Origin of the sequence: Veillonella montpellierensis, assembly GCF_947090115.1 — a bacterium.
In the GTDB taxonomy this organism is placed as follows: Bacteria; Bacillota; Negativicutes; order Veillonellales; family Veillonellaceae; genus Veillonella; species Veillonella montpellierensis.
This window is the reverse complement of record NZ_CAMUMS010000008.1, coordinates 1-26147: the sequence shown is the minus strand read 5'-3', so window position 1 is coordinate 26147 and position 26147 is coordinate 1. Positions and strand designations below refer to the sequence as shown.

Below are 26147 nucleotides of genomic sequence, written 5' to 3'. Positions count from 1 at the left end.
AATAATTTTGCTCCTTTACGTACTATTATCAATGCTTCTATTAGATATCCTTTTACAGTCTTATTATGTTTATTCTAAAATACTACAAATTTTCTTAATTAGATTCGCTTGACTATATTTTTGATTCGCTCCAATCAACCCTACTCGATACAATTCTTTATTACTGTTAAAATTATTAACAAATTTCTCTAATTGCTTGCCAAATGCTTCTTTAGATGATAGATCTACGGCTTCTCCAATGGTAAACTCCTTTAAAATCTCTGGATTCATTTCTGGAGACTGCAATACTGGCTTATAATAGCCTATACTTGTAAATAACATCGCACTAGGCTGATATCGATATCGTGATGCACCATATGGCAATAATAAAACATCTGACTCTATTAGTGCTTGTTGCCATTCTATGCCTAACAAATTTTTATGTAAAAATGACATCGTCCTATTATGCTTATATTTTTCCATCAATCGTTTGAAGTCATTTGCATCATCTTGAGTAACGGTTGCCCCTTGTATTAATAATGTAACGGGTATCGTAAATTGACAGTTTTCAAAAGCATCTAAAAAGAATTCTAAATTCTTTTCTTTTCTATATTGACCAAAAAAACCTAATCGAAGTGGTTGATGTACTTGAAAGTTTAAATCGACATCTAAGTCCATAGGCTTATAAATAGGTGGTAAAATAGTATGAAAATTAGGATACCCCTCTAATTCTGGAAAATCTGTTTGCAACCCGAGAGCACCGATATGGATATTGTTAAACGGTTGTAAACTTCTAACCCCTTTAATTAAACGCTTTCTATCTTTAGGCATAATACCATGTAGCATAACTAATACAGGTATCTTACTAGTAACAAGATGACTGTGTTTAATAGAATGCAGCACACGCCAACTTGCTGTTGGAATAATAATCGAATCACACATTCCATGATTAGCTTTAGCTGCCATTGAGTTAAACCAAGCTCTCCGTCGTTTTTCTCTAAGTAGAGATAGATATATTTTTTTTAACCGCCCCACGCCAGCATAACTAATCGCTTCGCCCCCATCTAAATAGGTAACCTTTGCATCATAGGTCACCTTAAAGGGAAACTTTTCTGGCACAAACATAATTGGTTCATGACCTTGCTTATACAACTCATCTACTAAAATTCGATCAAATTCAACTTCATGCCCTGCCGGCATAACAATACTTTCTAAAATAGCAACTCGCATGATCGCTCCTCATTGTCTACTATCATCATCAGTCAACGCTCGACGACCTAAATCGGTACGCAAATTACATCGATTATATCCATAGTTGGCACTAGCTATATTCTCTTCTTCGCACACCACATCGCCTTTTACCTGTAAAATACCAGCCACTAAATTATACAATAAATCATTCGTAATATATGCATCTTCATGGTCACGCAATATATGGTAAGTTTCTTCATAGCATTGTTTATATGCATCGGATAGATATACAAATAACGGAATCGTAACCATGTTAAAAGATGTAAAATATGGTTTTCTCGGTTGATTAATTTCACTACCGTGATCAGAGAAATATACCATCGCTTGCAAATTCAATTCTTCTTTACCAATCGTATATACTTGTTCCAATACATGATCTGTAAAGAGCAACGAGTTATCATAGGCATTTTGACTAAACTCTTCGCCAATTTCTACTGGCCACCGACTAAACTCCTTAGGATATCGTACTGAAAATGGTGCATGACTTCCCATCAAATGCAATACAATCAATTTATTTTTCTTAGTACGAGGAATCTGTTTCATATACTCAAGTAGCCGTATATCATATTGTTGAGTCGCATAGTCCTCCTCACTCCACCGATGAACATCCGCTGATTTAGCTAACACGGATGTACTTGTATCATGTATCCCCGCTATACCTTGGTTACTAAACCAATACGTTTCAAATCCACACGCTTTAGCAAGATCAATCATCGATATGGCCTCTGTATACTGTTCGTCATTATATTGATTTGCACTCGTTAATGCCAGCTCCAATGCTTTAGCCGTTTCAAAGAAAGCAGCATACGCATTCTTAAATAAAATAAAGTTATCCCCTTTGCTTTCCTCGGTCAACCACGGCGTATTTTCCCGTTCACAATTTGAGAACGCATGCATATATTGACGATTAGCCGATTCACCAATAACAACTATGACTGTGCCAAATTCTTCATGTTGTAAAGGACTCGTCATGCTAGCCTTGTCTACCACTTCTTGATGATGCTGTGTATATACTGCTAATTCTTTCTGAAATTCTACCACATGCAACAACATTTTAAAAAAAGCGGTTCTTTTAACATAACTTTTCTTTCCTACAAATAACAATACAATAAGTGCGATACATATAGGCGCTAATATATACCAATCATTACCTGCTAGTCTGACCTGAGGTAGTTGTACGTATACATAGATAACACACATACAAATGACTACGACACCAATCATATTCGCTACTATTTGTTTGAATGAACATGTGTTAATAAATTCAGTAGCTTCTCGTCTATTCGTATATAGAATCGTTTGCATGGTTGGTACATCAATAACCATTCTATACATGCCATAATACATCCACAGAAATATACTTGGCAGTAAAAAAAGAATGACAACGATGGCAAACATAATCGCCCACACATAGGTATTCGTAATCACACTCTGAAAAAAGACTTGAAGTATCATCAACAGAGATACCATATAAATCCCTGTTATCACATCATAGGGAAAAGAACATATGCTTTGCATTCCACCTTCCCGTTTAGTTGTTACATAATATAATACTGGATATGTATAGCCTATCATACTGGCTATTACAATAGTAGGAATACATGCACCATACGAAACTTTTACATACTCAAATAGATAATAAAAAATCGCCATCATGATAAGAAGAGGTATACCGATCCGACTGATCAACGCTCTACGGTCGGCTCTATCTAATTTTGACAAATACACAAATGACCCATATACACCAGCAAAGATGATAAGAAATATAATACTATACATGCGCTCCATAACTCCTTACAACTTACCGTTATCTTTATATAAATGATACAACTTAACATATTTAGTCATCGTATAAAAATAATGGTTCACCGATAATACCCATCCCATTTTTCCATCTTTACAACCACCATTTAAGATATATACTTTAAAAAATGCCCATAGTGGTCGCAATATGATATCTCTGACAAAATGACAAGGCTTATGATTTTCTTTATATTGGGCCGCTGCTAATGTAGTATACTTATTAAATTTATTAAAATACTGATTCCAATTGTCATATGTATAATGATACATAACATGTTTTAATTTACTGTTTGGATAGGGTGTAACAATTTGAGAATGGACAAAACCAGTTACATAGGACCCTTTCGCTGGGAATAAACGATTCACATAATCTGGTCGCAACACGCCATGTACGGCATGATTATTATGAAATTTATTTTCTCGTTGAATCCAATACGCTTTTTCTTCACCTTTATCTACGACGGAAAGAATTTCTTCTGCTAATGGGGTGGAAATGCGTTCATCTGCATCAACGAGCAACACCCATTCATAAGTAGCTTCTTTAATGGCAAAAGTGTATTGTGCCCCCCAATCACCATTCATACTATGTTGAATAACACGAGCTCCCAACTGTTCAGCAATTTCTCTTGTTCTATCTGTACTACCATCATCGATAACAAGTACTTCATCCACAAAGGAAACACTGTCAATACAATCTTTAATATTTTCTTCTTCATTTTTCGCCAAAATTAATGCTGAAATCTTTGCCATACCTATCTCCTCGTTTCATATACTTTTTACACGCACAATTATACAGATTAAGTATACCATACCAAGTATGCAAATTCTATAACGGGCGATATCTACGCTAATCACATGCACCTACAACCGACTAATCGACTTGCTTACCATTTTATTTTCTCTCCACATATCTTAGTAACCACCCCATAAACGTAATACATGTACGGCACCCATCAAACAAGTTCAATCTCTCACGTTATTTCTATGTACTACCCTATAGGCGCACTTACTCATGCGTCGGATACTGCCATTCTCTTGTTGCGGTTTTCTACTTACCCCAATCGTATTAGCATCGTGTAAAACTTTCATACTAACACATGTATCCATGCCAATTTACCTATGCTGTGGGCATCATATAGTACTTTCGTACTAACAAGCTAGCAATAAAAAGTCCCTCTCTTTACGGCGTAACCCTATAAAAATAGAAACATAAAAAAATAGAGGAACGTTGATTCATACTCAACTTTCCTCTATGTATAAAACACTAGAAGCAAGGTACCTATTTACATCGTTTATGAAACCCATACTTACCAAATATATGTTTATAGAGTCGATGTGTTAGGTAGTAAATTTTTTGAGATATAGGTGCTTGCTGTAGTATGTTTTTAAAGGCATCCTTTTCTTGTTGTTCTCTACCTTCCTTATTATATCTACTATTTTCTACTGTATCAATCGTTGATTCCCATTCAGTGTGAGAAATTGCTAATGAAGGATCAGTAAAATATACGTCACAAATTCCTAAATAGTAATAATATTTAAAATGATCAATAACATGACAAATCGGTGTTTGATATTGCAGAATATTTTTTGCCGCTTCTCGATTAAGAATATACGCATACGCACCAAACCCTTGAAAGGAAGAGTAAATAGAAATGCTATCGATTTGATGTACTTTTTTATAATATGTATTTACGGGACTCAACAATAACACGCTCGGTCTAGCAAGACTTTCTACAAACTCACGACATGCTTGCAGGGCCTTTAAGGAACAGTCTGGTGTAAATGTAACATCATCTTCAAAGATGAGAACTGATTGTTTATCTGTAGCAAGAAATTCTTTATAAATCGCTAAATGGCTTAAGGCACAACCAATTTCACCTGGCACGAGATAGGTGTTAGGAATCGTTGCCCTTTCTAATTCTTCTTTACTCATAGTCTTAGCCATAATCGCTGGGAATATGTGGGGTGTTAATTGTATTTTTTCTGCCTCTCTTTGTACATTTGCCATTCTTTTTTTATCATCTACATTTACAATAAAATAATGATACATCGTCTATTTTCCACCTTTTACACGTCACCTATACTCACTACGCACAACTACACAGACTAAGTATACCATACCCATTATGCAAATACTACACGTCTATGGCATTGTCTACATGTCGCACACCTACAACCGACGAATCGACTTGCTCAATGTTTTATTTTCTTCCCACATATCTTAGTAAACGCTCCCTCAAAAGTAATATATGCATGGCTTCTATCAAACAAGTCAGTCTTCCATGTATTTCTATGTACTACCTATAGGCGCACTTACTCATGCATTGTCTATTGTAATTTTCTTGTTTCTTTTTTCTGCTTAGTCTATTTGCATTAAGCATCGTATCTTACGTTCATACTAATAAGCACCCAACATTCTAATTGACTCATGATGTTTACATCGTATAGTAATTCATACGCATAGACTAGAGTCAAAATGTTCTCTATGTTGCTCGGAGCGTATATAAAAAAGAGGAAAGTTGATTCATAATCAACTTTCCTCTATTTGTAAGTACTAGGAACGAGCTAACTATTTACATCGTTTATTAAACTCATACTTACCAAATATATGTTTATACAGTCGACGTTTTATATAACAGATTTTTTGAGACATAGGTAGCTGCCATAATGCACTTTTAAAATTATCCCGTTCTTTTCGATTTCTCTCTTTCCTATATCTACCTTCCTCATATCTATTACCTTCTGTCATATCAATCGTTGATTCAATTTCAGTAGAAGAAATTGCCAATGAAGGGTCGGTAAAATATAAGTCACTAATTCCTAAATAGTAATAATGTCTAAAATGATCAATAACATCTTGAATCGGTGTTTGGTATTGCAAAATATTTCGTGCTGCTTCTCGATTGAGAATATACGCATACGTACACCATCCATGAAAAGAAGAATAAATAGAAATACTATCTATTTGATGTACTTTTTTATAATACGTATCTACTGGATTCAATAGCAATACACTCGGTCTAGCAAGGTTTTCTACAAACTCACGACATGTTTGAAGGGTCTTTAAGGAACAATCTGGTGTAAATGTAACGTCATCTTCAAAGATGATAACTGATTGTTCATCCGTGGCAAGAAATTCTTTATAAATAGCTAAATGACTTAAAGCACAACCAATTTCACCTGGCATGAGATAACTGTTAGGTATTGTTACCTTTTGTAATTCTTCTTTGCTCATAGTCTTAGCCATAATCGCTGGAAATATATGTGGTGTTAATTGTATTTTTTCTGCCTCTCTTTGTACATTCGCCATTCTTTCTTTATTATCTACGTCTACAATAAAATAATGATACATCCTATATTCCTCTACCATCTATAACTACACGTATAATTATACAGATTAAGTATACCATACCAATTATGTAAATTCTACATGCATCTATGTTGCTTGGTACGTACAAAAAAGAGGAAAGTTGATTCACAATCAACTTTCCTCTTTGTACAGGATATATTCTTACACGTTCAATAGATCCGTAATGGCGCCACTAAGGTCTGTCATCTACGATCCATGTCATCCTATTATTTACAAATTTCTACCACGTGCAAACGCAATAGCGCTCGTGCCAAGGCGAGTCGGGCCCGTTCGATATCGATATCCGGGTCATTGGTAGCCAAGCGCTGTTCTGCCCGTTCTTTTGCACGTGTAGCACGACCCACATCAATCTGATCGGGATGTTCACAGTTTGGTGTAATAATATCGACTTTATTGTCACACACTTCCATAAATCCACCAAAGACAGCGATATAACACGGCGGTTCATCAGGCCGATCAATCCGCATAGGCGCTATATCCAAGGCAATCACAGCCGGTGCATGATTTGGTAAAATACCAAATGACCCGTCTTTATCGCGACCAGAAAGAAAGGTAGCTTTACCGCTATAGACAATAGCATCAGGGGTAACAACTTCTATGTCCATGGATGTAACTCCGTCCATTTATTATGCCCCCTTTTCTTCCATGTCCTTTGCTTTTGCGATGGCTTCATCAATGGTGCCTACCATGTAGAAAGCACTTTCAGGTAAGTCATCATGTTTGCCTTCTAAAATTTCCTTAAATCCACGAAGTGTTTCTGCTAATGGAACGTATTTACCAGGTGAACCAGTAAATACTTCGGCTACGAAGAATGGTTGGCTCAAGAAACGCTGAATTTTACGCGCACGCGCTACGGTCAATTTATCTTCTTCCGACAATTCTTCCATACCTAAAATAGCGATAATATCTTGTAAATCACGATATTTTTGAAGCACTTCTTGTACACCACGCGCAATGTGGTAATGTTCTTCCCCTAATACATTAGGGTCTAGGATACGGCTCGTAGAGTCCAATGGATCTACCGCTGGATAAATCCCTAATTCTGCAATGGAACGAGATAGTACGGTAGTCGCATCCAAATGGGCAAATGTTGCCGCTGGTGCTGGGTCAGTCAAGTCATCGGCTGGCACATAGACGGCTTGTACCGATGTAATGGACCCTTCTTTGGTAGAGGTAATACGTTCTTGCAACGCTCCTACGTCATTCGCCAAGGTTGGTTGGTATCCTACGGCTGATGGCATACGACCAAGCAAGGCGGATACTTCCGATCCCGCTTGAATAAAGCGGAAAATATTATCTACGAATAACAACACGTCTTGTTTTTGCACATCACGGAAATATTCTGCCATGGTTAATCCAGCTAAAGCCACACGCATACGAGCTCCTGGTGGTTCATTCATTTGCCCATAGACTAAGGCCGTTTTGTTGATAACCCCCGATTCTTTCATTTCGTTCCAAAGGTCATTACCTTCACGGGTACGTTCTCCTACGCCGGAGAATACAGAATAGCCACCATGTTCTGTAGCAATGTTATGGATCAATTCCATAATCAATACGGTTTTACCTACACCGGCACCACCAAACAAACCAATTTTACCGCCTTTTACATAAGGGGCAATCAAATCAACAACCTTAATCCCTGTTTCAAGAATGGTTGTTTCTGGTGCTAAATCATCAAATTGAGGGGCAGCGCGATGAATTGGCCATTTTGTATCTGCTTGTACAGGTGTATCATCGTTATCCACGGTTTCACCAAGAACGTTAAAAATACGGCCTAATACGCCATCCCCAACAGGTACAGAAATCGCAGCACCCGTATCGACTGCATCGATGCCACGAGTCAATCCATCTGTGGAGCTCATCGCTACGCAACGAACAGTATCGTCGCCTAAGTGTTGCATGACTTCTGCCACGACTTTCGATTTTTTATTGTCCTCACCAGTCACAGCAATTTCAATGGCGTTATAAATCGCTGGCAAGAAACCAGGTGTAAACTGCACATCAATAACTGGACCGATAACTTGAACAACTTTACCTATAGTATTCATGGAGAGATGTCTCCTCCTTATCTATTGCAACGCATTGGCACCGCCAACAATTTCAGAAATTTCGTTAGTAATGCCCGCTTGCCGTAATTTATTGTATTCCAAATTAAGCTTATTAATCAATTCTCCTGCATTATCCGTAGACGATGTCATCGCCGTCATTCTAGCGCCCAACTCACTCGCTGCAGATTGTAACAACCCATTGTAGATGGTAATTTCCAAATACTTAGGCACCAATTCATTGAAAATAGTTTCTCCATCAGGCATAAAGAAGTATTCTCGTTCTCCTGCGGCATGCGCTTCTGGTGTAGAGAATGGCAACAAATGACATTCGCGTACTTGTTGCGTTAAGGAATTGATAAATTCTGTATATACCATAATCACTTCGTCCACTTCTTCCTGTAAGAAAGCGTGGGCGATTTCTTTTGTCAATGCTTTGGCATGTTCATAGGATGGTTTATCAGAATAGCCATAAAATGACTTCTTCACAGTATAGCCACGACTCTTCATGTAATCCCGTGGTTTTCTCCCTACCGTTACCAATGTATATTGATCCGGTGTTTTACCACTTAGCTCATTGACCATATACTTGATGAGATTACTTGTATAGGCCCCAGCCAATCCTTTATCAGCGCCAATAATCAGATACCCAGTTCGTTTCACTGTATCATGACGCAACATGGGATGCGTTCTTTCAAAGGTAGGACTGCCTGCCACATGACGAAGTACATCCGCTAATTTCAATGCATAGGGACAGGTAGACTGTGCTTTCAACTGTGCACGGCGTAATCGAGCAGAAGCCACCATTTTCATGGCTTTAGTAATTTGCTGTGTATTGGTAACGCTTTTTATGCGCTTACGCAAATCCTGTGCACTCGCCATAGGTTACGCCTCCTCTGTGACTAATGAATGAGTAGCCCCAAAATCAGATACACATTCAGTAATCGCCTTCTTCAACAATTCTTCTGTATCTGGTTCTAATTTCTTCGTATCTCGAATGGATGTTAACACTTCGCTGTAACTAGCTTTTACAAAACGGAGCAACGCATTTTGAAACTCTGGTACATCCGCCACTTGAATGGCCCCAAAATAACCATTAATGCCGGCATACAAACAAACGACTTGTTCTTCTACGGGCATTGGAGAATATTGTGGTTGTTTCAACATTTCTGTCAATCGTTCCCCACGATCTAATTGTGCTTTCGTCGACTTATCTAAATCGGAACCGAATTGAGAGAACGCCGCCAATTCACGATATTGCGCCAAGTCCAACCGCAATTTACCAGCCACTTGTTTCATCGCTTTAATTTGTGCACTACCACCTACACGAGATACGGATAACCCAACGTCGATGGCAGGACGAATGCCAGAATAGAACATATCAGTGCCCAAGAAAATTTGACCATCTGTAATGGAGATAACATTGGTTGGAATGTAGGCGGATACGTCCCCCGCTTGGGTTTCAATGATAGGCAAGGCAGTAATAGAACCGCCACCCAATTCATCGGATAGTTTAGCTGCTCGTTCGAGTAAGCGAGAGTGTAAGTAGAATACGTCCCCTGGATACGCTTCACGTCCTGGTGGACGACGTAGTAACAAACTCATCGCACGATACGCTGCCGCTTGCTTTGTCAAATCATCATACACGCAGAGTACATGTTTGCCTTCGTACATAAAGTGTTCACCCATAGCAACCCCTGCATACGGTGCAATATATTGCATTGGTGCCCCTTCAGATGCACTGGCAGATACGACGATGGTATAATCCATAGCACCGGCTTTTTCCAATTGTTGTACCACACGTGCTACGGTTGATTCTTTTTGACCGATGGCTACATAAATACAAATCACGTCTTGCCCTTTTTGATTCAAAATTGTATCAATGGCAATCGCCGTTTTACCCGTACCACGGTCGCCGATGATTAATTCACGTTGCCCACGACCAATCGGTACCATCGCATCAATCGCTTTAAGGCCCGTTTGCATTGGTTCAAATACTGATTTTCGATCTGCAATACCTGGTGCTGGATATTCTACAGGACGATAGGTTTCTGCTTTAATCGCCCCTTGTCCATCAATCGGTTGCCCTAAGGCATTCACAACGCGACCAATTAATTCATTCCCCACTGGCACTTGCATGATTTTACCAGTACGGCGCACTTCATCGCCTTCTTTGATGAGCGATCCTTCACCTAGTAATACGGCCCCTACATTATCTAATTCTAGATTGAGTACCAAGCCGTATACACCATGTGGCAATTCTAATAATTCACCAGCCATCGCTTTTTCAAGACCATATATATGTGCAATTCCGTCCCCTACATCGAGGACAGTACCTACATCATCAACGTTAAGTTGTACATCATAGTCCTGAATCTGCTGTTTAATAATGGCAGTGATTTCTTCAGGCTTCATTTTCATACTTAACCATTCACTCCTATCTGTGTAGAGCCTGCATTATGCAGCGTTTTTTCTAATTCTTCTAACCGACGTGCCACACTGGCATCAATGCGCTTATCCCCAATTTGAATGATCATACCACCCATAATATGAGGATGTATCGTTACATTCAAAATCACTTCTTTTTGCAATGTAGCTTGCAATTTAGCTAGCAATTTCTCTTTCGCCGCCTCTGAAAGTGGTTCTGTGACGAACACGTCTGCCTCTACAATATTACGCAACTCTCGTGCCTTTGTAATAAAGCCTTGAATGGCTTCTCTCATATACGATGCACGATTTCGCTGTATCATAACTTTCATAAAATTCAATGCCATTGTACTGATAGCTTGTGAAAAAATTTTATCTATCAATTCAATTTTTACATGATTTTCCATAACAGGATGTGTTAATACCATTGTTAGTTCTGCATGATCCTTCATCACATCTTGCACATAGGTCAACTCTTCTTCTAGTTGTGCTAAGGTATTTGATTCTTGTGCTAGTTCCAACATGGCTTCACTGTATTTGTCTGCTACAATTCTTACGCCCATATCATCACAACCCAATCGTTTTACTATTCAACTTGTCGATAGCTTCATCAATCAATTTGGCATTAATTTCGCTATTCATATCGTTAGCAACTACTTTACCAGCTATTGCCACCGACAAAGAAATCACGTCATTCCGCAAGGATTCCATAGCCCGTTTACGTTCTTGGGCTAATTCTTTTTGTGCTTTGTCTTTTTCTCGTGCAATTTGAGCTCGTAACTCTACTAGTTGTTGTTGCGTAGTACGTTCCGCTTGTTTCGTTGCTTTATCAATGATATCTTGCGCTTCTTGACGAGCTGCAAGTAGTTGTGCTTTGTATTCTTCTTGTACTTTTTGAGCTTCCTCTTTAGCAACCTCTGCCGCTGCTAAATCATGGGCAATCCGTTGTTTACGTTCTTCCATAATCGACACTAATGGTTTATAGGCAAATTTTGCTAAAATAGCCACTACGATGAAGAAGTTAAGGAATTGAGCAAGTAATGTACCGTTTATATCTACCAACGGTTCTCCCTCCCTTAATTAGATTTTTGTAAATACTAAATATAATGCAATAACGGCGCCGATAATAGGCATCGCTTCGATCAAACCAATGGCAATAAACATAGTAGAACGCAATTTGCCTTCTAATTCAGGTTGACGAGTCATACCTTCCAATAATTTACTAGCTACCATACCATCACCGATACCAGCACCAATCGCTGCAAAACCGATAGCAATCGCCGCTGCTATCCCTAATAAACCTTTTAAAATTGCATCTTCCATAATTAAAACCTCCATAATAATTAATCATTATATGTAAAACTATATTAGTGACTATCGCCAATACCTTGTCCTAAGTACGAAGCTGTTAAGACGGTAAAAACAAAGGCTTGAATAAGGCCGATAAATAAACTAAACAAAATCCATGCCCATTCAAGAGGGATATATCCAGGTAATAATTTATACATAAGTTCTAATAAAATTTCTCCGGCTAATATATTACCGAATAGACGGAAACTCAATGTGATTGGTTTTGCCACTTCCTCAAACACGTTGAGTATGAACAAAGCCGCAAATGGTTCTACGAAATGTTTAAAATAGGATAATCCTTTCACTCGTAGACTAACAACCCACACTGATAAGGAGCTGGCCAGCGCTAACCCTAATGTTGTATTCAGGTCAGTCGTTGGTGAAAATAGTAGCTCGCCCGTTGGCAGTAAGCCTAACTCATTACCAATCAGAATGAAGAAAAAGAAAGTAAATAGTAGTGAGCTAACTAGAGGCCAGTGTTTTCCTAATCCTGGTGCTAATTGTCCCTCTAGCTCTTCTAATGCCCATTCTACAACATTCTGTATTCCAGATGGAACCAATTCTCTCCTTCTTGTGGCTGCTACAGTAATAATGATAACAATCGCCATGGTAATCCACGTCATAATGATGGTATCCATATGAAATGTCAAACCTAACCATTGTACCACTGTATGGTGTCCTGCATGCAATTCCACAATCTCACCTCCTTTCATAAATAGCCGTTGTATCCTTACGATAATTTCCAATATATACCATATGACAAAATCTGATTCACTACCAATCCTAGTACTATACCTATTGGGTCAAGTATAGGCCATTGAAAGCCTACTAACAATAGTGCCATAACACTCACTAAACGCACGCCCATATGTCCACGCACATGGCGCACCACATCTCGTGTATGCCTACCTTGTACGTGTTTCATATGAAAGCCCAACAGCACAAGATATACGATGTGAATCATGCATCCCCATAACCAACCAGCCATATATGTCATATGATGGGTCATAAAAAAAAGGGTCATACCTGCGAGAGTAACCACTATTGTTGCCAATAGCACACGTTTGATAAATTGTGTATATTCTCTCATATGACCTCTTTTCATTATAAATTTAGGCTATACCTTATTGATTCAGTTGTCTATACATGAGATAGAGTCCACCAAATCCTCCTACGAGCCCACCTATTAACATACCTACTGGTGCCGTATTGAACTCTGTATCACACCACCAGCCGAGCCATAAAAAGCCACCGATACTGGACAGTATCGTAAATCCTGCCGACGTGGCTACGGCGATAGCTTTTAAGCGCGATACTTGTTCATCACGTGTATCATCATGCGTATCATTTTGATTCACTCAAGTAGCACCCCCTTATCGTAGGTAATACTTACATGCTTAATATACTCGCATTTGAAAAAAAACTCTAATATATCCTATGAATAACAGTATCAATTTTTTCTAATTTTACAGGCCCTAGGCCATCAATGATAATCTCAATTAAGAGTATACGCATAATATTAAGTCATGAGTAAATGTAATAGTATTGGAGTTGTAGCAACTTTTATTCATAGCACCCTATCCTATTTCTTACAATTATTTCCAAAATAGTCGGGACGTGCAGCGGTGCCTAAGAACTCATGGCGCAAAGCTTGTAAGATTCTCTGTGTCGCCTTGCCATCACCATACGGATTGACCGCATTCGACATCTGTTTATAGGCTTTCTCGTCCGCCAATAGAGTGTAGGCTTCTTTATAAACGCGTTCTCTATCGGTTCCTACTAAATGTACCGTACCTGCCACGACTGCTTCTGGTCGCTCCGTCGTATTCCGCAATACGAGCACTGGTTTTCCTAAGGACGGTGCTTCTTCTTGAATGCCTCCTGAATCAGTTAACACCAAGTACGAACGAGCCATCAAGTTAGCAAACGGTTCATAATCTAACGGATTAATTAAGCTAACGCGATCGACGTGTCCCAATTCTTCTTTTACCACTTGTCGTACTTTTGGATTTTTATGAACTGGAAATACGACTTGAATATCGTCAAAGTCATCTACCAATTGACGAATCGCACGGTACACATGGCGCATTGGTTCGCCTAAATTTTCTCGGCGATGTGTCGTAACAAGAACAATGCGTTTGCCTTCATAATCCAAGGTATTCAGATCATCATCTTCAAAGTGATATCCATCTTGTACCGTCATTTGCAGTGCGTCGATGACGGTATTACCTGTTACATAGATATGTTCGTTGCCTACATTTTCTGTTAGCAAGTTCTGCTTCGATCCATCAGTTGGTGCAAAATGGTAGGTTGCTAAGGAACCTGTTAATTTGCGATTCATTTCTTCTGGAAAAGGAGAGTAAATATTACCCGTTCTAAGTCCCGCTTCTACATGTCCTACAGGAATTTCTTGATAGAATGCCGCTAACGCACCAGCAAAGGTGGTCGTCGTATCGCCATGGACCAATACCACATCAGGCTGTGCCTGTTCTAACACATCTTTGAGGCCCATCAAAGCCCGCGTTGTTACATCATACAAGGTTTGTCCTTGACTCATAATATTTAAATCATAATCAGGGGTAATCTTAAACACGTGTAACACCTGATCTAACATGTCACGATGTTGTGCTGTTACGGTTACAATGGATTCCATATCTGGTGCTGCTTCTAATGCTTTCACGACAGGAGCCATTTTAATCGCCTCTGGTCGTGTACCGAATATGGTCATAACTTTCAACATACCCTACATTCCTCCTATAGGTGTGTATTATTTTTGTTCAGAATCAATCTGCTTATCTAATACATCAATATCATCCATCGTATGCAATGGACGGGTCAATTCAAATTCATTAGGTTCTAGTAAATTCGGTGTCGCCGGCACGTTAATGATCGGCTGCCCTTTCTTATCTAGGGGGTTATCCGCCGCATCTGTTCGTGAAATAACGCCAATGCGTCGCGCCACGATGACCGCCACAACAATGAATAGTATGACGAGAATCGTACCAACGATGGCATTTACTTCCGCCGTTACAACGGCTACACTGGCTAACAGTGCCGTAATGACATACATCAATAGTACGGTTTGCTTTTGTGTGAGTCCTTGTGCTAACAATCTATGATGGACATGACTTTTATCAGGCTTGAAAATAGGTCGTCCACTAATTTTACGACGAATGATGGCAAATAGAGTATCCAATATAGGTAACCCCAACACGATAACCGGCACTACCAATGCCGCTACTGCCGCCGTTTTCACGGCGCCCATCACAGAAATAGCTGCCAACGTATAACCTAGCAACATGCTCCCCGTATCACCCATGAAAATTTTTGCTGGATTAAAGTTATACCGCAAAAATCCACACGCCGACCCTGCTAAGGCTAGGGTAATACAGGTAAGTTCATATTGTCCCATTTGAAACGTTACAATGCCGATAGCGATACAGGCAATAAAAGAAATACCTGCTGCCAAGCCATCAAGGCCATCGATGAGGTTTACAATATTGGTAAACCCGACAATCCAAAAAATGGTAAGCGGTACCGACCAATATTCTAGATACAGCATGCCACCCCAAGGAATTGCCAAGAAGTCAACGCGAATGCCATAGGCCACCAGTACAGCGGCCGCAATGATTTGCCCCATCAATTTCGTTTTCGGATCGATTTGTTTCACATCGTCCCAAATACCTACAATCACCAAAATAGTGGAGCCCAACAATAAGCCGAATAAACTATGCGTATGTGGCACATTCCATAGGACCGACGCCATATATCCGATACAAATCGCCAATCCTCCTAGTCGAGGAATCACTCCGTGATGTACTTTTCGTGCATCTGGTTTATCAATAGCACCTATTTTTATGGCCAATTTACTAACTATCGGTGTGATCACATAGGTAATGGCCAATGCCACTAAGAACGCTACTATATACACCGTTATCGCCATTATCACACCTCCTTGTGATGCAATGGATACATCAATTTGTCAAACTGCGAATTGGTGCTGGAATACGACCACCGCGGCGAATAAATTCTTCCGAGCTGAATGGACTGACTTCCACAATCGGACAATATCCCAATAAACCGCCAAATTCAACGGTATCACCTACCGTTTTGCCTGGCACTGGAATCAAGCGCACCGCCGTTGTTTTATTATTAATCATGCCAATAGCTGCTTCATCGGCAATAATGGCCGAAATCGTTTCTGCCGTTGTATCACCTGGTACGGCAATCATATCAAGTCCTACCGAGCATACACAGGTCATGGCTTCCAATTTTTCGAGTGATAAACTACCACATGATACGGCGTCAATCATGCCCGCATCTTCGCTAACAGGAATAAAGGCACCGCTCAAACCGCCCACATGAGAGGACGCCATAAGGCCACCTTTTTTTACCGCATCATTTAATAAGGCTAGCGCCGCCGTTGTACCATGTGCCCCACAGGACGTGATTCCCATTTCTTCGAGTACGTGGGCCACCGAATCGCCTACTGCTGGCGTTGGTGCCAAGGACAAATCGATGATACCGAACTTTTTACCTAAGCGATGTGACGCCTCTTGTGCCACCAATTGTCCCACACGGGTAATTTTGAAAGCGGTTCGCTTAATCGTTTCCGCTACTACATCGAAAGTTTCGCCACGCACACTTTCTAAGGCGTGTTTTACCACACCTGGTCCGCTAACACCGACGCTAATCGTAGTATCCGCTTCTGTTACGCCGTGAAAGGCGCCTGCCATAAATGGATTATCTTCTACAGGATTACAAAAAACTACTAATTTAGCGCACCCTAGGGCATCGTTATCCTTTGTTAATGCAGCCGTTTGCTTTACAATCTGTCCCATGTCGCGTACAGCATTCATATTAATGCCCGCTTTCGTAGATCCGATGCCTACAGAACTGCACACGATGTCGGTAGAGGCCAAGGCCTCTGGAATCGAAGCTAGCAAAATGCGATCCGCTTTCGTACACCCTTTCGACACTAAGGCAGAAAAGCCGCCGATAAAATTAATTCCCACCGCTTTAGCCGCTCTATCTAGCGCCTGTGCTACTGGTACATAGGTAGTTAAATCACTGCTAGCAGCTACTAGCGAAATCGGTGTGACGGACACCCGTTTATTGATAATCGGTACCCCGAACTCACGTTCAATCGCTTCGCCCGTCGCCACTAATTGTTCCGCTTCTTTCGTAATGCGGTCATAGATGCGGTCACATAATTGTTTTCCGTCGCTATGGGCACATTCTAAGAGGCTAATCCCCATAGTAATCGTGCGAACGTCTAACTTATTCTCATGAATCATAGCGTTCGTTTCTAAAATATTCTCAATTGATAACATAGTTGCCACCTAACCTACACGATGCATGCTCAAAAAAATGTCCGCATGTTGTGCACGAATTTCTACACCTAACGTTGTTCCTAACTCAGTTAATTTTGCTTGTACCGTTTCTAAGTCCACTGTATCCTGCATGGTGCACATCATAATCATATTAAAAAATCCATCTAAAATTGTTTGATTAATCGACTCAATATTTATATTGTTATCCGCCAACACATTGCTAACGCCAGCAATAATGCCTACGCGGTCAATTCCGACTACCGTAATTACCAATTTCATGATTTCACAACCTTTTCTTTAAGCCTAGCCTCTCAAAATACTCTTTCTAATTATAGCATAGATTGCCCATTATCACATACTATTCACAAATAATTATACGTTCCATCATCATGTGGCCTTTACGTTCACTATCCACCAATCACAGACGATACAAGTTCTTCCCCTGCCCGAAGTAAGGCATCAAGACCTTCTGGGCCATCTAGACTTTCACCGTATACTTTGTAAAGGTCTTCCGTACCTGACGGTCTCGCCACTAGCCAACCTCGTTTGGTAGCAATGTAGAGTCCCTTAATCGGCAAATCATCATAGGTGGATGTGGTGCGCATAGTAACAATTGGTTCACCATTTAGGTCCGTTGCAGTTACATCACTAGGTGCTAAAGATTGTAATAACGTTTTAGCCTCTTTGCTGCACGGTGCATCCATACGGCCATATACTGGCTTCCCGTATTCTTCTGTTAGTGACCGATACATTTGTTCCGGTGTTTTACCCGTTACGGCTAGCATTTCCATAGCCAAGAGCGCCATCACGATGCCATCTTTATCCGTAGTCCACACAGTGCCGTCTTTTTGTAGGAAACTGGCGCCTGCACTTTCTTCACCACCGATGCCAATGGTCCCGTCAAACAATAGGGGCGCAAAATATTTAAACCCTACGGGCACTTCATAGACTGGCACATGATGACTTGTGGCCCACGCATCTACAAGAGACGTAACCACTACTGTTTTTCCAATCCCTTTATCCTTCCAACCACGAGTGGTGAACAAGTAGGCACTGGCGGCCACTAAAAAATGATTGGCTGGCAACAACCCTTCATGGGTCACCACACCGTATCGATCATAATCGGGATCATTTCCCACCGCCAAGTCATAGTTACCAATCTGTGCAATCACTGGTGCCATCGCATAGGGAGAGGAGCAATCCATGCGAATCACGCCATCATGGTCATAGGTCATAAAACTAAATGTAGGGTCGTACTCATCGTGAATGATGTCTAAGGATAATCCATAGCGGTCACGAATCGCCTTCCAATAGGCGCTTCCACTGCCACCGAGGGCATTGACGAGGATGTGTAACTGGCCCGCTTTAATGGCGTCCATATTGACAATCCCTTGTAATTCTTCCACATATAACCCTTTATAGTCATAAGGAATTTGTACAGACGGCGCCATATTATCGACGGAAATTCGTTGTATCCCTTCACCGCCAGCTAACAAATAGTCGTTGGCACGCGTTTCAATCCATTGGGTAATCGTCGTATCGGCGGGACCTCCATGAATCGGATTGTACTTAATACCCCCACAGTCTGGCGAATTATGAGACGGCGTGATAATAATGCCATCCGCTTTTTCATCGTGCTCTCCATTATAGCGAAGAATGGCGCGCGATATAGATGGAGTTGGCACAAAGCCACCGTCTTTATCGACAGCCGCCACTACCCCATTACCAGCTAACACTTCTAATACCGTTACCAGTGCCTCTTGCGATAAGGCATGCGTATCTTGTCCCACAAAGCACTGAGCATTAGCGCCAAATTTATTGCGGCCATCACAAATGGCTTGCGTAATCGCCGCCACATGTAAATCATTAAAACTGCCCTCCAAGGCTTTACCTCGATGACCCGATGTACCAAATGCTACTAATTGCGAGGCATCATGCACATCTGGCATTCTGTGTTGATAGGCATCACATAGTGCCATCACATCGATGATATCTTCTGCGCGCACCACTGTACCTGCTAATTCGTGTGCCATACGTACCGCCTTTCTTTTCAATCTATGTTACATAACTTTACTAGAAACATTGAATTTTACATGTCATATAGACTATACTTAATACGTTACCATATTATATAATACTACTAATAACATATGTCAATGTATGAACCATCACGAGATTCATAGATGCACATTGTTTTCTATAGAACATAGTCAATATACTATGGTTCCTATCCATACTTACCACCTTACATGTGGCATTATATATGCTAATCTTATACTAATTAATGTTTTATTTCAATAAAGAACACGTAAAGGAGATTGTCTTGGAACAACTGAGCCATAGCAAAATTAATGTTGGTCTCGCCATCTTACACAAGCGCGATGATGGATACCACGCCATTGATACTATCTTTCAATCCATACGATTAGGCGATTCTATTTATTTTGCCCGTCACCATTCCGTCGTATTTTCAGGAATGGCCCCAGAACTACCTGCCTATATGGCAAACATGATTCCCTATGATGAAAGCAACCTGGCTATGAAAGCACTCCGTGCCATCCAAGACTATACAGGTTGCCAATTGGGTGCAGCCATTCATCTACTAAAACGAGTACCGCCTGCGGCTGGTCTTGGCGGTGGTAGCGCCGATGCGGCGGCAATGCTACTCGGATTAAATCGTTTTTGGGACCTACGACTTACCGACGACGAATTGCTATCCATTGCCCGCACCTTAGGGGCGGACGTACCCTTCCTAGTAAAAGGTGGCGCGGCCCGTGGCACCAGTCGTGGCGACGTACTAGAAGCCTTGCCCCTACCAAAGGCGCATTGGCTATTGGTAGTCAAACCAACCCTATCGGTATCAACGGCGCAAGCGTACCATCGCTTTGATGGGTCCAGTCAAATTTCTACTGGCACCATTGACACCGTCGTCAATCATTATCAAAACCAAGACTTTATAGGGGCTTTCAGAGCCAGCGCCAATACCTTTGAAGAATTGCTATTCCCCATTCATGATGAATTACGAATTTGTAAAGAATTCTTTACCACCAGAGGGTATGATACTATCATGACGGGTAGCGGTCCTACGATGATCGTTCTGTTAGATACAGCCCGTGATGCCCTCGCCTTACAAGAAGAAGTTAAGGCCGCGAATCACGATTGGCTAACACTCATTACAAAAACTTGTACAGAGGAGGATCTAGAGCAATCATGAAAGATACACGATTACAACCTATCAAATTAGATGCCTATAAACCACTGCGTGAAGTAGTAAGCGAAACCTTGCGTCAAGCCATTCAAGATGGCGTGTTACAACCGGGTGAACGGTTGATGGAAATTCCCTTGGCCGAAGAACTCGGCGTCAGTCGCACACCGATTCGCGAGGCCATTCGCAAACTTGAACTGGAAGGTTTCGTCGTTATGATTCCACGCCGCGGCACCTATGTGGCCAACATTTCCCTCAAAGACATTACGCAAGTCTTTGAGATTCGATCGGCCCTAGAAGAATTGGCGGCAGGGCTCGCAGCCGAACGCATTACGGAAGAAGAAATTGAAGAACTAGAGCGCATGTTGGTAGAAATTAGCGACCATATAGAGAGCAAAGATATGGACCGCATCGTAGACGCGGACATAAAATTTCACGAAGTCTTATACAAGGCATCGCGCAATGATCGATTAGCAGAAATTGTGCATAATCTGCGCGAACAAATCATTCGTTTCCGTTCTGTATCCATGAATCAGCCTGGGCGTTTGGCGAAAACCTGGGAAGAACATCGCCAGCTTGTAGAGGCTATCGGCGCTCACAACGCCTTACAAGCTAGAAAAATAGCTCGCATTCACATGGAACATTCCGAACAAGCCCTATTAACGGGTATGGAAGATAGAGAAACAGCCCATGATGTAGAAGCATCCTTACAACTATAATCATGGGACAATAGTGAATCTCTTATTAGAGTAGATTCACAATAACCTTATAGCTATCAGTCGTGACAACAGGTTCACCATCCTAGTCACTCACCGTATAGTATCGATTGATATAATTGGTAAAGATACCTTTATATATGCTTTATGTTATATTTTCAAGAGAAAGGAATGTTTGCATTGGAATCTGCACTCAACAATCTTGTATCCGACATTAACGGATACCTATGGAATTATTTGATCATCTTTATTTTAATTGGTGCCGGTCTTTGGTTTACCTGTACCACAAAACTCGTACAACTTCGTCAAATTCCTGAAATGATTCGTCTATTAGGTGATGGGGTCGGTACAAAAACAAAAAACAATCACGTATCCTCGTTCCAAGCCTTTTGCGTAAGTACCGCCTCTCGCGTAGGGGTAGGGAACATTGCAGGCATCGCCATTGCCGTAGTGCTAGGCGGTCCTGGTGCGATATTTTGGATGTGGGTGATTGCCTTAATCGGTGCGGCTACTGGCTTTATTGAAAGTACGCTAGCCCAAATCTATAAAGAACCTTTACCCAATGGCGGTTTCTACGGTGGCCCAGCTTACTACATTCGCTATGGCCTTAAAAGCAAATGGTTCGCCGTATTGTTCGCTGTACTCATTTCAATTACCTACGGTCTTATCTATAACTCCGTACAAGCCAATACATTAGCCTTGTCACTCGAAACATTCCACATCGACGTAGCCTATACTGGCATCATAGCGGCCATCTTAACCGGCATCATCGTATTTGGTAGTATCACTCGTGTGGCCAAAGCCTGTGAAGTCATCGTACCTATCATGGCCTTGCTCTATATCGGCACCGCTTTATATGTCATCATTGCCAACATCGAGCATTTTCCGCATGTCATTTATAGCATTTTCGCTTCCGCCCTCGATCCCTACGCTGCTGGTGGCGGTTTCCTAGGTGCTACCATGATTAACGGCATCAAGCGTGGCTTATTTACCAACGAAGCCGGTGAAGGGTCTGTGCCAAATGCGGCCGCTACTGCCAATGTATCCCATCCAGTAAAACAAGGCCTCGTACAAGCTTTCGGCGTATTCGTGGATACCATGTTTATTTGTACCTCTTCCGCATTCATCGTATTAGTCATCGGTGATTATTCCACCACTGGTTTGACCGGTGTGGCCCTCGTACAACATAACCTAGCTCAAGAACTAGGACCATGGGCTCCCTACGCGTTAGCCGTGTTCATCATGATGTTCTGCTTTAGCTCTCTCATCGGTAACTACTACTATGGGGAAGTAAACATTACTCATATGACCGATAAAAAATACGTATTAAACATTTTCCGTCTTCTCGTAGTAGCCATGGTATTCATTGGCTGTATCTCATCGTTAGAACTCGTATGGAACATGGCCGACTTATTCATGGCGTGCCTCATATTGACAAACGTAACGGCTATCGTCTTACTTGGTAAGCAAGCCGTCGTAGCTCTAAACGATTATATCGCGCAAAAACGCGCAGGTATTAAAGAACCACAATTTAATAAATCCGTACTACCCGACCAAAGCGGTATCTTTTGGTGGGGCGACAACCAAACTGATAACTATGTACCGGATCATAAAAAATAATACGATTTATGTCTAACGAACAATCACCTACTACTATCGTGAAAGTAAGTAACTCACGATAGTGGTAGGTGATTTTTTATGCTCTATCCATGGTAAGCTATGAAAGACTATGCCTATGATGATGTACAGCCCTTCTACTACATTCAGTTTTTGTTACCTACTGTCCTTGATCTAATACACTATTCCTCTAAACACTTACACTTTTTATTTTGAACATAAAAGGACGGTAGCGCTACCGTCCTTTTACCACATTCAATCTTTATATGTTACCTAGAGGATTATATTCTTGCATGTGCATGCTCCATAAAAAATGGCCAGGGCATCGTATGTTTCCTGACCTAATCGTATAATCCCAAATCACTAATTATCAAATGCTATTAGGATTTTTTACTATCTTTATATTTCTTTGTATACTATATTTCTTCTTTATTTTGCGATATCCATTGCATGCATACTTAGATATTACCATGTATGTTAATTGTGATTCTGATTGTTACTCACTTGATTCTACCTTATACTATCAAGAATACGTCGACGCCCTTCTCAAGAACGATATCGACCAGATCACCACTGCTAGTGCCATCTAAATTAACCCATAGTAGTGATCGTATTTGTCATCTAGTTTAGCATAGGTGCCTTGTAATATATCTTCTAGGGTAACGCTTTGTAAATAGTCATGAATATAATTTTGCAAGCCCGCCCAAAAGCCGACGGCTATATCCGTCACGGCAGTTTCTGTGGCAACGCCTTCATCGAGGCTAGCAATGATGGCCATCGAGTCTTCCGTAGCTAATAAAATATCCAATATGGTATATTCTGATGGTGCTCTCGATAGTGTATAACCCCCATATTTTCCGCGGATGCTACGCACCAATTGAGCCGCGCTCAACCGTGATACAATGCCTTCTAAATATTTTTCTGAAATGTGTTGACGATCTGCAATGGATCGCAAGGAAACTGGTTTCTTTGTATCTTGTTGTGCTAAATCCAGCAAGATTCGCAATGCATAGCGCCCCTTCGTTGAAATTCTCATCACCTATTACCTCTCTTGTAAAGTCCCCATGTTCACTGCAATACATCGTTACACACGCCGTATCGAACACATCATTGATGTGGTTCTTCTCGTTCCCATAAAGAATTTTGTAACGCCTCTTTATAATCTTCTACTGTCCCTACGCCAGAAAACCCTTGTTGATAATCTAGCACAAAAAATGGCACACGACTGATTTCTAAATCCTTAGCAATCGCTTCATCATCACGCACATCAACTTGATTGTCGCCTGTTTCCAACATATGGCGAACATCATCCACCGCAAGACCTACCTCATGAGCAATGCGAAGTAATACTTCACGGTCCGCTAGATTTTCATGATAAATATAATTAGCCTCAAATAAGGCATCCACGATTCGCTCCATGCGCTCAAATCGCTGTTCATCACGAATAAACCAAGCATACTTTACCAAACAATGTGCATCCATCGTATTAGTGCGCGTCGCCTTACGATAACTAAAACGGCTATCTTCGCCTTGCCCCATCGCATCAATTTCTGCTACCTTAGCTTCACATTCCTCTTGCGACGCATGAAAACGTCTCATCAACGATTCTACCATCGTTTCCGTAGTTTCTATCGGCGATTCTTTATCAATTTCGAAACAACGCATTTCCAATTCAATACGATCTTCTTCACCAATCTCGCGGATTGCTTGTAGCATACGCTTTCTTCCAATATAACAATAAGGATCTGCAAAATCTGACCAATAGGTAATTCTCATAATTTCCACCTTTTACAATAACTACATACGTCCATATAGTATATCATGGCTACTCACGTATTGAAAGTCCATTCCACACACGTACTATTTCGCCACTTTTTTAATCTTACCAAGCACCAACGCCGCGGCCCCCAAAGCAGTGACACCGACACCAAGCACACTGGCACCGAGTGCTACATGATCGCCTACTGTGCGATGCGACTTATCTTTCACCCAATACCCTACCGCTGTACTAGCGCAAACAGCAAGACTATTAGCTAACGATTTTTTCGATAAAAATGGTTGTCTCATAAGAACCTCCTTAGGAACACCTATGCTATTATCTCTGCTATATATATTACCATGATTGTACAATCCAGGTTAGACAACTCGACCCCACATGGAAAGATGCCATTGTATGGATTGGTGCGCATAATATGATTATTCTTTTAACAATTCATGGGGTTAGATGTATAGCACGTTTTGTCCTATACCCCTATATAGTTATAGTATACACTAGAGACAAGTGAAAGTGAACGCTCTATGCTAACGTTCCTATATCCATACGTAACCATTCGATGTGTACCCGTATCATGTATCATGTATCGCATAGGTGCTTAGAAAAGCCATATTTATAGCAGCACGCGTTATATCATTAACTACCGCATAGGTAGCTTAGAAAATTTAGCGGTTTCTCCACCTCGCAATTTTGAAGTTAACTACCGCATAGGTAGCTTAGAAATAAAATGCGCCAGTAACTACCCTAAAATGCGCCGTTAACTACCGCATAGGTAGCTTAAAATGTTGAGGCTTCAACTCACCACCATGATATGCGGTTAACTACCGCATGAATCGATTACAAGGATATCCTTACATGCATAAAAACTACTCCATGTCTAACCCCTTATCGATAACTTTCACCATAGGCCGCCCATTGATTAAAACTGCTACTTGTTATACCGCCCTCGCTGAATCCATACGTAGCCACTCGCTAGTCCCCCTTACCATGTATCGCATCAGTAAGTAACAGTATATCCTAACATTCATAAAAAACTAATTTTCTAACCCTCTATCGCTAGCTTTCACCATAGGCCCCATTGATTAAAAACTGCTACTTGTTATACCGCCCTCGCTGAACCCATAGGTAGCCACTCGCTAGTCCCCTTACCATGTATCGCATCAGTAAGTAAAAGTATATCCTGACATTCATAAAAACTAATTTTCTAACCCTTTATCGCTAACTTTCACCATAGGCCCCATTGATTAAAACTGCTACTTGTTATACCGCCCTCGCTG

26 protein-coding genes are annotated in these 26147 nt (G+C 40.9%); 3 read left to right on the top strand and 23 right to left on the bottom strand.

The window, feature by feature from the left end; genetic code table 11:
- Nucleotides 1-69: 69 nt before the first annotated feature.
- The 20 genes from P6940_RS05225 to P6940_RS05130 form a co-directional block, all read right to left on the bottom strand.
- Nucleotides 70-1209: a glycosyltransferase family 1 protein gene (locus tag P6940_RS05225; RefSeq protein WP_277293417.1), complete on the bottom strand. Its 1140-nt coding sequence runs from the start codon at nucleotides 1207-1209 to the stop codon at nucleotides 70-72.
- A 9-nt stretch (nucleotides 1210-1218) separates the two neighbouring features.
- Nucleotides 1219-3018: a phosphoethanolamine transferase gene (locus P6940_RS05220; RefSeq protein WP_277293416.1), complete on the bottom strand. Its 1800-nt coding sequence runs from the start codon at nucleotides 3016-3018 to the stop codon at nucleotides 1219-1221.
- A 6-nt stretch (nucleotides 3019-3024) separates the two neighbouring features.
- Complete coding sequence (locus P6940_RS05215) at nucleotides 3025-3783, bottom strand: glycosyltransferase family 2 protein (protein WP_277293415.1); 759 nt, start codon at nucleotides 3781-3783, stop codon at nucleotides 3025-3027.
- 529 nt (nucleotides 3784-4312) lie between these two features.
- Complete coding sequence (locus P6940_RS05210) at nucleotides 4313-5083, bottom strand: glycosyltransferase family 25 protein (RefSeq protein ID WP_277293414.1); 771 nt, start codon at nucleotides 5081-5083, stop codon at nucleotides 4313-4315.
- 519 nt (nucleotides 5084-5602) lie between these two features.
- On the bottom strand, nucleotides 5603-6385 hold the full coding sequence (locus tag P6940_RS05205; RefSeq protein WP_277293413.1) for a glycosyltransferase family 25 protein: 783 nt from the start codon (nucleotides 6383-6385) through the stop codon (nucleotides 5603-5605).
- Between the two features lie 224 nt (nucleotides 6386-6609).
- Complete coding sequence (gene atpC, locus P6940_RS05200) at nucleotides 6610-7026, bottom strand: ATP synthase F1 subunit epsilon (RefSeq protein WP_277293412.1); 417 nt, start codon at nucleotides 7024-7026, stop codon at nucleotides 6610-6612.
- Nucleotides 7027-7029: 3 nt separating this feature from the next.
- On the bottom strand, nucleotides 7030-8451 hold the full coding sequence (gene atpD / locus P6940_RS05195; protein WP_028258249.1) for a F0F1 ATP synthase subunit beta: 1422 nt from the start codon (nucleotides 8449-8451) through the stop codon (nucleotides 7030-7032).
- Nucleotides 8452-8472: 21 nt separating this feature from the next.
- The gene (gene atpG, locus P6940_RS05190) at nucleotides 8473-9330 is read right to left on the bottom strand and encodes an ATP synthase F1 subunit gamma (protein WP_277293411.1); all 858 of its coding nucleotides are present in this window, start codon (nucleotides 9328-9330) and stop codon (nucleotides 8473-8475) included.
- Between the two features lie 3 nt (nucleotides 9331-9333).
- Nucleotides 9334-10869 (bottom strand): F0F1 ATP synthase subunit alpha, encoded by a 1536-nt coding sequence (gene atpA / locus P6940_RS05185; RefSeq protein WP_028258251.1) that lies wholly within the window; start codon nucleotides 10867-10869, stop codon nucleotides 9334-9336.
- 2 nt (nucleotides 10870-10871) lie between these two features.
- Entirely contained in the window at nucleotides 10872-11438 is a 567-nt protein-coding gene (gene atpH, locus P6940_RS05180) for an ATP synthase F1 subunit delta (protein WP_028258252.1), read from the bottom strand.
- Between the two features lie 4 nt (nucleotides 11439-11442).
- Nucleotides 11443-11937, bottom strand: coding sequence for a F0F1 ATP synthase subunit B (atpF, locus tag P6940_RS05175; protein WP_028258253.1), 495 nt, complete (start codon nucleotides 11935-11937; stop codon nucleotides 11443-11445).
- An 18-nt stretch (nucleotides 11938-11955) separates the two neighbouring features.
- The gene (gene atpE / locus P6940_RS05170; RefSeq protein ID WP_028258254.1) at nucleotides 11956-12198 is read right to left on the bottom strand and encodes a F0F1 ATP synthase subunit C; all 243 of its coding nucleotides are present in this window, start codon (nucleotides 12196-12198) and stop codon (nucleotides 11956-11958) included.
- A gap of 44 nt (nucleotides 12199-12242) precedes the next feature.
- Nucleotides 12243-12920 carry a F0F1 ATP synthase subunit A gene (gene atpB / locus P6940_RS05165; protein ID WP_028258255.1) on the bottom strand — a complete coding sequence of 226 codons (678 nt, stop codon included), beginning with the start codon at nucleotides 12918-12920 and terminating at the stop codon, nucleotides 12243-12245.
- A gap of 35 nt (nucleotides 12921-12955) precedes the next feature.
- A complete protein-coding gene (locus tag P6940_RS05160) occupies nucleotides 12956-13315 on the bottom strand; it encodes an ATP synthase subunit I (protein WP_038152573.1) in 360 nt (119 codons plus the stop codon).
- Between the two features lie 34 nt (nucleotides 13316-13349).
- A complete protein-coding gene (locus P6940_RS05155; RefSeq protein ID WP_038152574.1) occupies nucleotides 13350-13583 on the bottom strand; it encodes an AtpZ/AtpI family protein in 234 nt (77 codons plus the stop codon).
- A 224-nt stretch (nucleotides 13584-13807) separates the two neighbouring features.
- Entirely contained in the window at nucleotides 13808-14965 is a 1158-nt protein-coding gene (wecB, locus tag P6940_RS05150) for a non-hydrolyzing UDP-N-acetylglucosamine 2-epimerase (RefSeq protein ID WP_277293410.1), read from the bottom strand.
- A gap of 27 nt (nucleotides 14966-14992) precedes the next feature.
- Complete coding sequence (locus P6940_RS05145) at nucleotides 14993-16168, bottom strand: glycosyltransferase family 4 protein (protein ID WP_081936446.1); 1176 nt, start codon at nucleotides 16166-16168, stop codon at nucleotides 14993-14995.
- Between the two features lie 31 nt (nucleotides 16169-16199).
- Complete coding sequence (locus tag P6940_RS05140; RefSeq protein ID WP_277293409.1) at nucleotides 16200-17558, bottom strand: PFL family protein; 1359 nt, start codon at nucleotides 17556-17558, stop codon at nucleotides 16200-16202.
- Between the two features lie 9 nt (nucleotides 17559-17567).
- Nucleotides 17568-17837, bottom strand: coding sequence for an ACT domain-containing protein (locus P6940_RS05135; protein ID WP_038152577.1), 270 nt, complete (start codon nucleotides 17835-17837; stop codon nucleotides 17568-17570).
- 128 nt (nucleotides 17838-17965) lie between these two features.
- Complete coding sequence (locus P6940_RS05130) at nucleotides 17966-19591, bottom strand: phosphoglucomutase (protein ID WP_277293408.1); 1626 nt, start codon at nucleotides 19589-19591, stop codon at nucleotides 17966-17968.
- Nucleotides 19592-19881: 290 nt separating this feature from the next.
- Here P6940_RS05130 and ispE point away from each other — a divergent pair, with 290 nt between their 5' ends.
- The 3 genes from ispE (at nucleotide 19882) to P6940_RS05115 (ending at nucleotide 23099) form a co-directional block, all read left to right on the top strand.
- The gene (gene ispE, locus P6940_RS05125; protein ID WP_277293407.1) at nucleotides 19882-20772 is read left to right on the top strand and encodes a 4-(cytidine 5'-diphospho)-2-C-methyl-D-erythritol kinase; all 891 of its coding nucleotides are present in this window, start codon (nucleotides 19882-19884) and stop codon (nucleotides 20770-20772) included.
- Nucleotides 20769-21482, top strand: a complete 714-nt coding sequence (locus tag P6940_RS05120) for a GntR family transcriptional regulator (RefSeq protein WP_038114028.1) — start codon at nucleotides 20769-20771, stop codon at nucleotides 21480-21482. The genes ispE and P6940_RS05120 overlap by 4 nt, the downstream gene beginning before the upstream one ends.
- A gap of 177 nt (nucleotides 21483-21659) precedes the next feature.
- On the top strand, nucleotides 21660-23099 hold the full coding sequence (locus P6940_RS05115) for an alanine/glycine:cation symporter family protein (protein ID WP_277293461.1): 1440 nt from the start codon (nucleotides 21660-21662) through the stop codon (nucleotides 23097-23099).
- Between the two features lie 583 nt (nucleotides 23100-23682).
- Here P6940_RS05115 and P6940_RS05110 read toward each other — a convergent pair.
- The 3 genes from P6940_RS05110 to P6940_RS05100 all read right to left on the bottom strand — a co-directional run bounded on the left by P6940_RS05110 (nucleotide 23683) and on the right by P6940_RS05100 (nucleotide 25163).
- Nucleotides 23683-24132: an RrF2 family transcriptional regulator gene (locus tag P6940_RS05110; protein WP_277293460.1), complete on the bottom strand. Its 450-nt coding sequence runs from the start codon at nucleotides 24130-24132 to the stop codon at nucleotides 23683-23685.
- Between the two features lie 71 nt (nucleotides 24133-24203).
- Nucleotides 24204-24872 (bottom strand): DsbA family oxidoreductase, encoded by a 669-nt coding sequence (locus P6940_RS05105; RefSeq protein WP_277293406.1) that lies wholly within the window; start codon nucleotides 24870-24872, stop codon nucleotides 24204-24206.
- 84 nt (nucleotides 24873-24956) lie between these two features.
- The gene (locus tag P6940_RS05100; protein ID WP_277293405.1) at nucleotides 24957-25163 is read right to left on the bottom strand and encodes a hypothetical protein; all 207 of its coding nucleotides are present in this window, start codon (nucleotides 25161-25163) and stop codon (nucleotides 24957-24959) included.
- Between the last annotated feature and the right edge of the window lie 984 nt (nucleotides 25164-26147).

Coding starts and splice junctions, on each gene's coding strand:
- P6940_RS05225 (WP_277293417.1), bottom strand. CDS start 1,209: ATGCGAGTTGCTATTTTAGAAAGTATTGTTATGCCGGCAGGGCATGAA.
- P6940_RS05220 (WP_277293416.1), bottom strand. CDS start 3,018: ATGGAGCGCATGTATAGTATTATATTTCTTATCATCTTTGCTGGTGTA.
- P6940_RS05215 (WP_277293415.1), bottom strand. CDS start 3,783: ATGGCAAAGATTTCAGCATTAATTTTGGCGAAAAATGAAGAAGAAAAT.
- P6940_RS05210 (WP_277293414.1), bottom strand. CDS start 5,083: ATGTATCATTATTTTATTGTAAATGTAGATGATAAAAAAAGAATGGCA.
- P6940_RS05205 (WP_277293413.1), bottom strand. CDS start 6,385: ATGTATCATTATTTTATTGTAGACGTAGATAATAAAGAAAGAATGGCG.
- atpC (WP_277293412.1), bottom strand. CDS start 7,026: ATGGACGGAGTTACATCCATGGACATAGAAGTTGTTACCCCTGATGCT.
- atpD (WP_028258249.1), bottom strand. CDS start 8,451: ATGAATACTATAGGTAAAGTTGTTCAAGTTATCGGTCCAGTTATTGAT.
- atpG (WP_277293411.1), bottom strand. CDS start 9,330: ATGGCGAGTGCACAGGATTTGCGTAAGCGCATAAAAAGCGTTACCAAT.
- atpA (WP_028258251.1), bottom strand. CDS start 10,869: ATGAAAATGAAGCCTGAAGAAATCACTGCCATTATTAAACAGCAGATT.
- atpH (WP_028258252.1), bottom strand. CDS start 11,438: ATGGGCGTAAGAATTGTAGCAGACAAATACAGTGAAGCCATGTTGGAA.
- atpE (WP_028258254.1), bottom strand. CDS start 12,198: ATGGAAGATGCAATTTTAAAAGGTTTATTAGGGATAGCAGCGGCGATT.
- P6940_RS05160 (WP_038152573.1), bottom strand. CDS start 13,315: ATGAGAGAATATACACAATTTATCAAACGTGTGCTATTGGCAACAATA.
- wecB (WP_277293410.1), bottom strand. CDS start 14,965: ATGTTGAAAGTTATGACCATATTCGGTACACGACCAGAGGCGATTAAA.
- P6940_RS05145 (WP_081936446.1), bottom strand. CDS start 16,168: ATGGCGATAACGGTGTATATAGTAGCGTTCTTAGTGGCATTGGCCATT.
- P6940_RS05140 (WP_277293409.1), bottom strand. CDS start 17,558: ATGTTATCAATTGAGAATATTTTAGAAACGAACGCTATGATTCATGAG.
- P6940_RS05135 (WP_038152577.1), bottom strand. CDS start 17,837: ATGAAATTGGTAATTACGGTAGTCGGAATTGACCGCGTAGGCATTATT.
- P6940_RS05130 (WP_277293408.1), bottom strand. CDS start 19,591: ATGGCACACGAATTAGCAGGTACAGTGGTGCGCGCAGAAGATATCATC.
- P6940_RS05120 (WP_038114028.1), top strand. CDS start 20,769: ATGAAAGATACACGATTACAACCTATCAAATTAGATGCCTATAAACCA.
- P6940_RS05110 (WP_277293460.1), bottom strand. CDS start 24,132: ATGAGAATTTCAACGAAGGGGCGCTATGCATTGCGAATCTTGCTGGAT.
- P6940_RS05105 (WP_277293406.1), bottom strand. CDS start 24,872: ATGAGAATTACCTATTGGTCAGATTTTGCAGATCCTTATTGTTATATT.
- P6940_RS05100 (WP_277293405.1), bottom strand. CDS start 25,163: ATGAGACAACCATTTTTATCGAAAAAATCGTTAGCTAATAGTCTTGCT.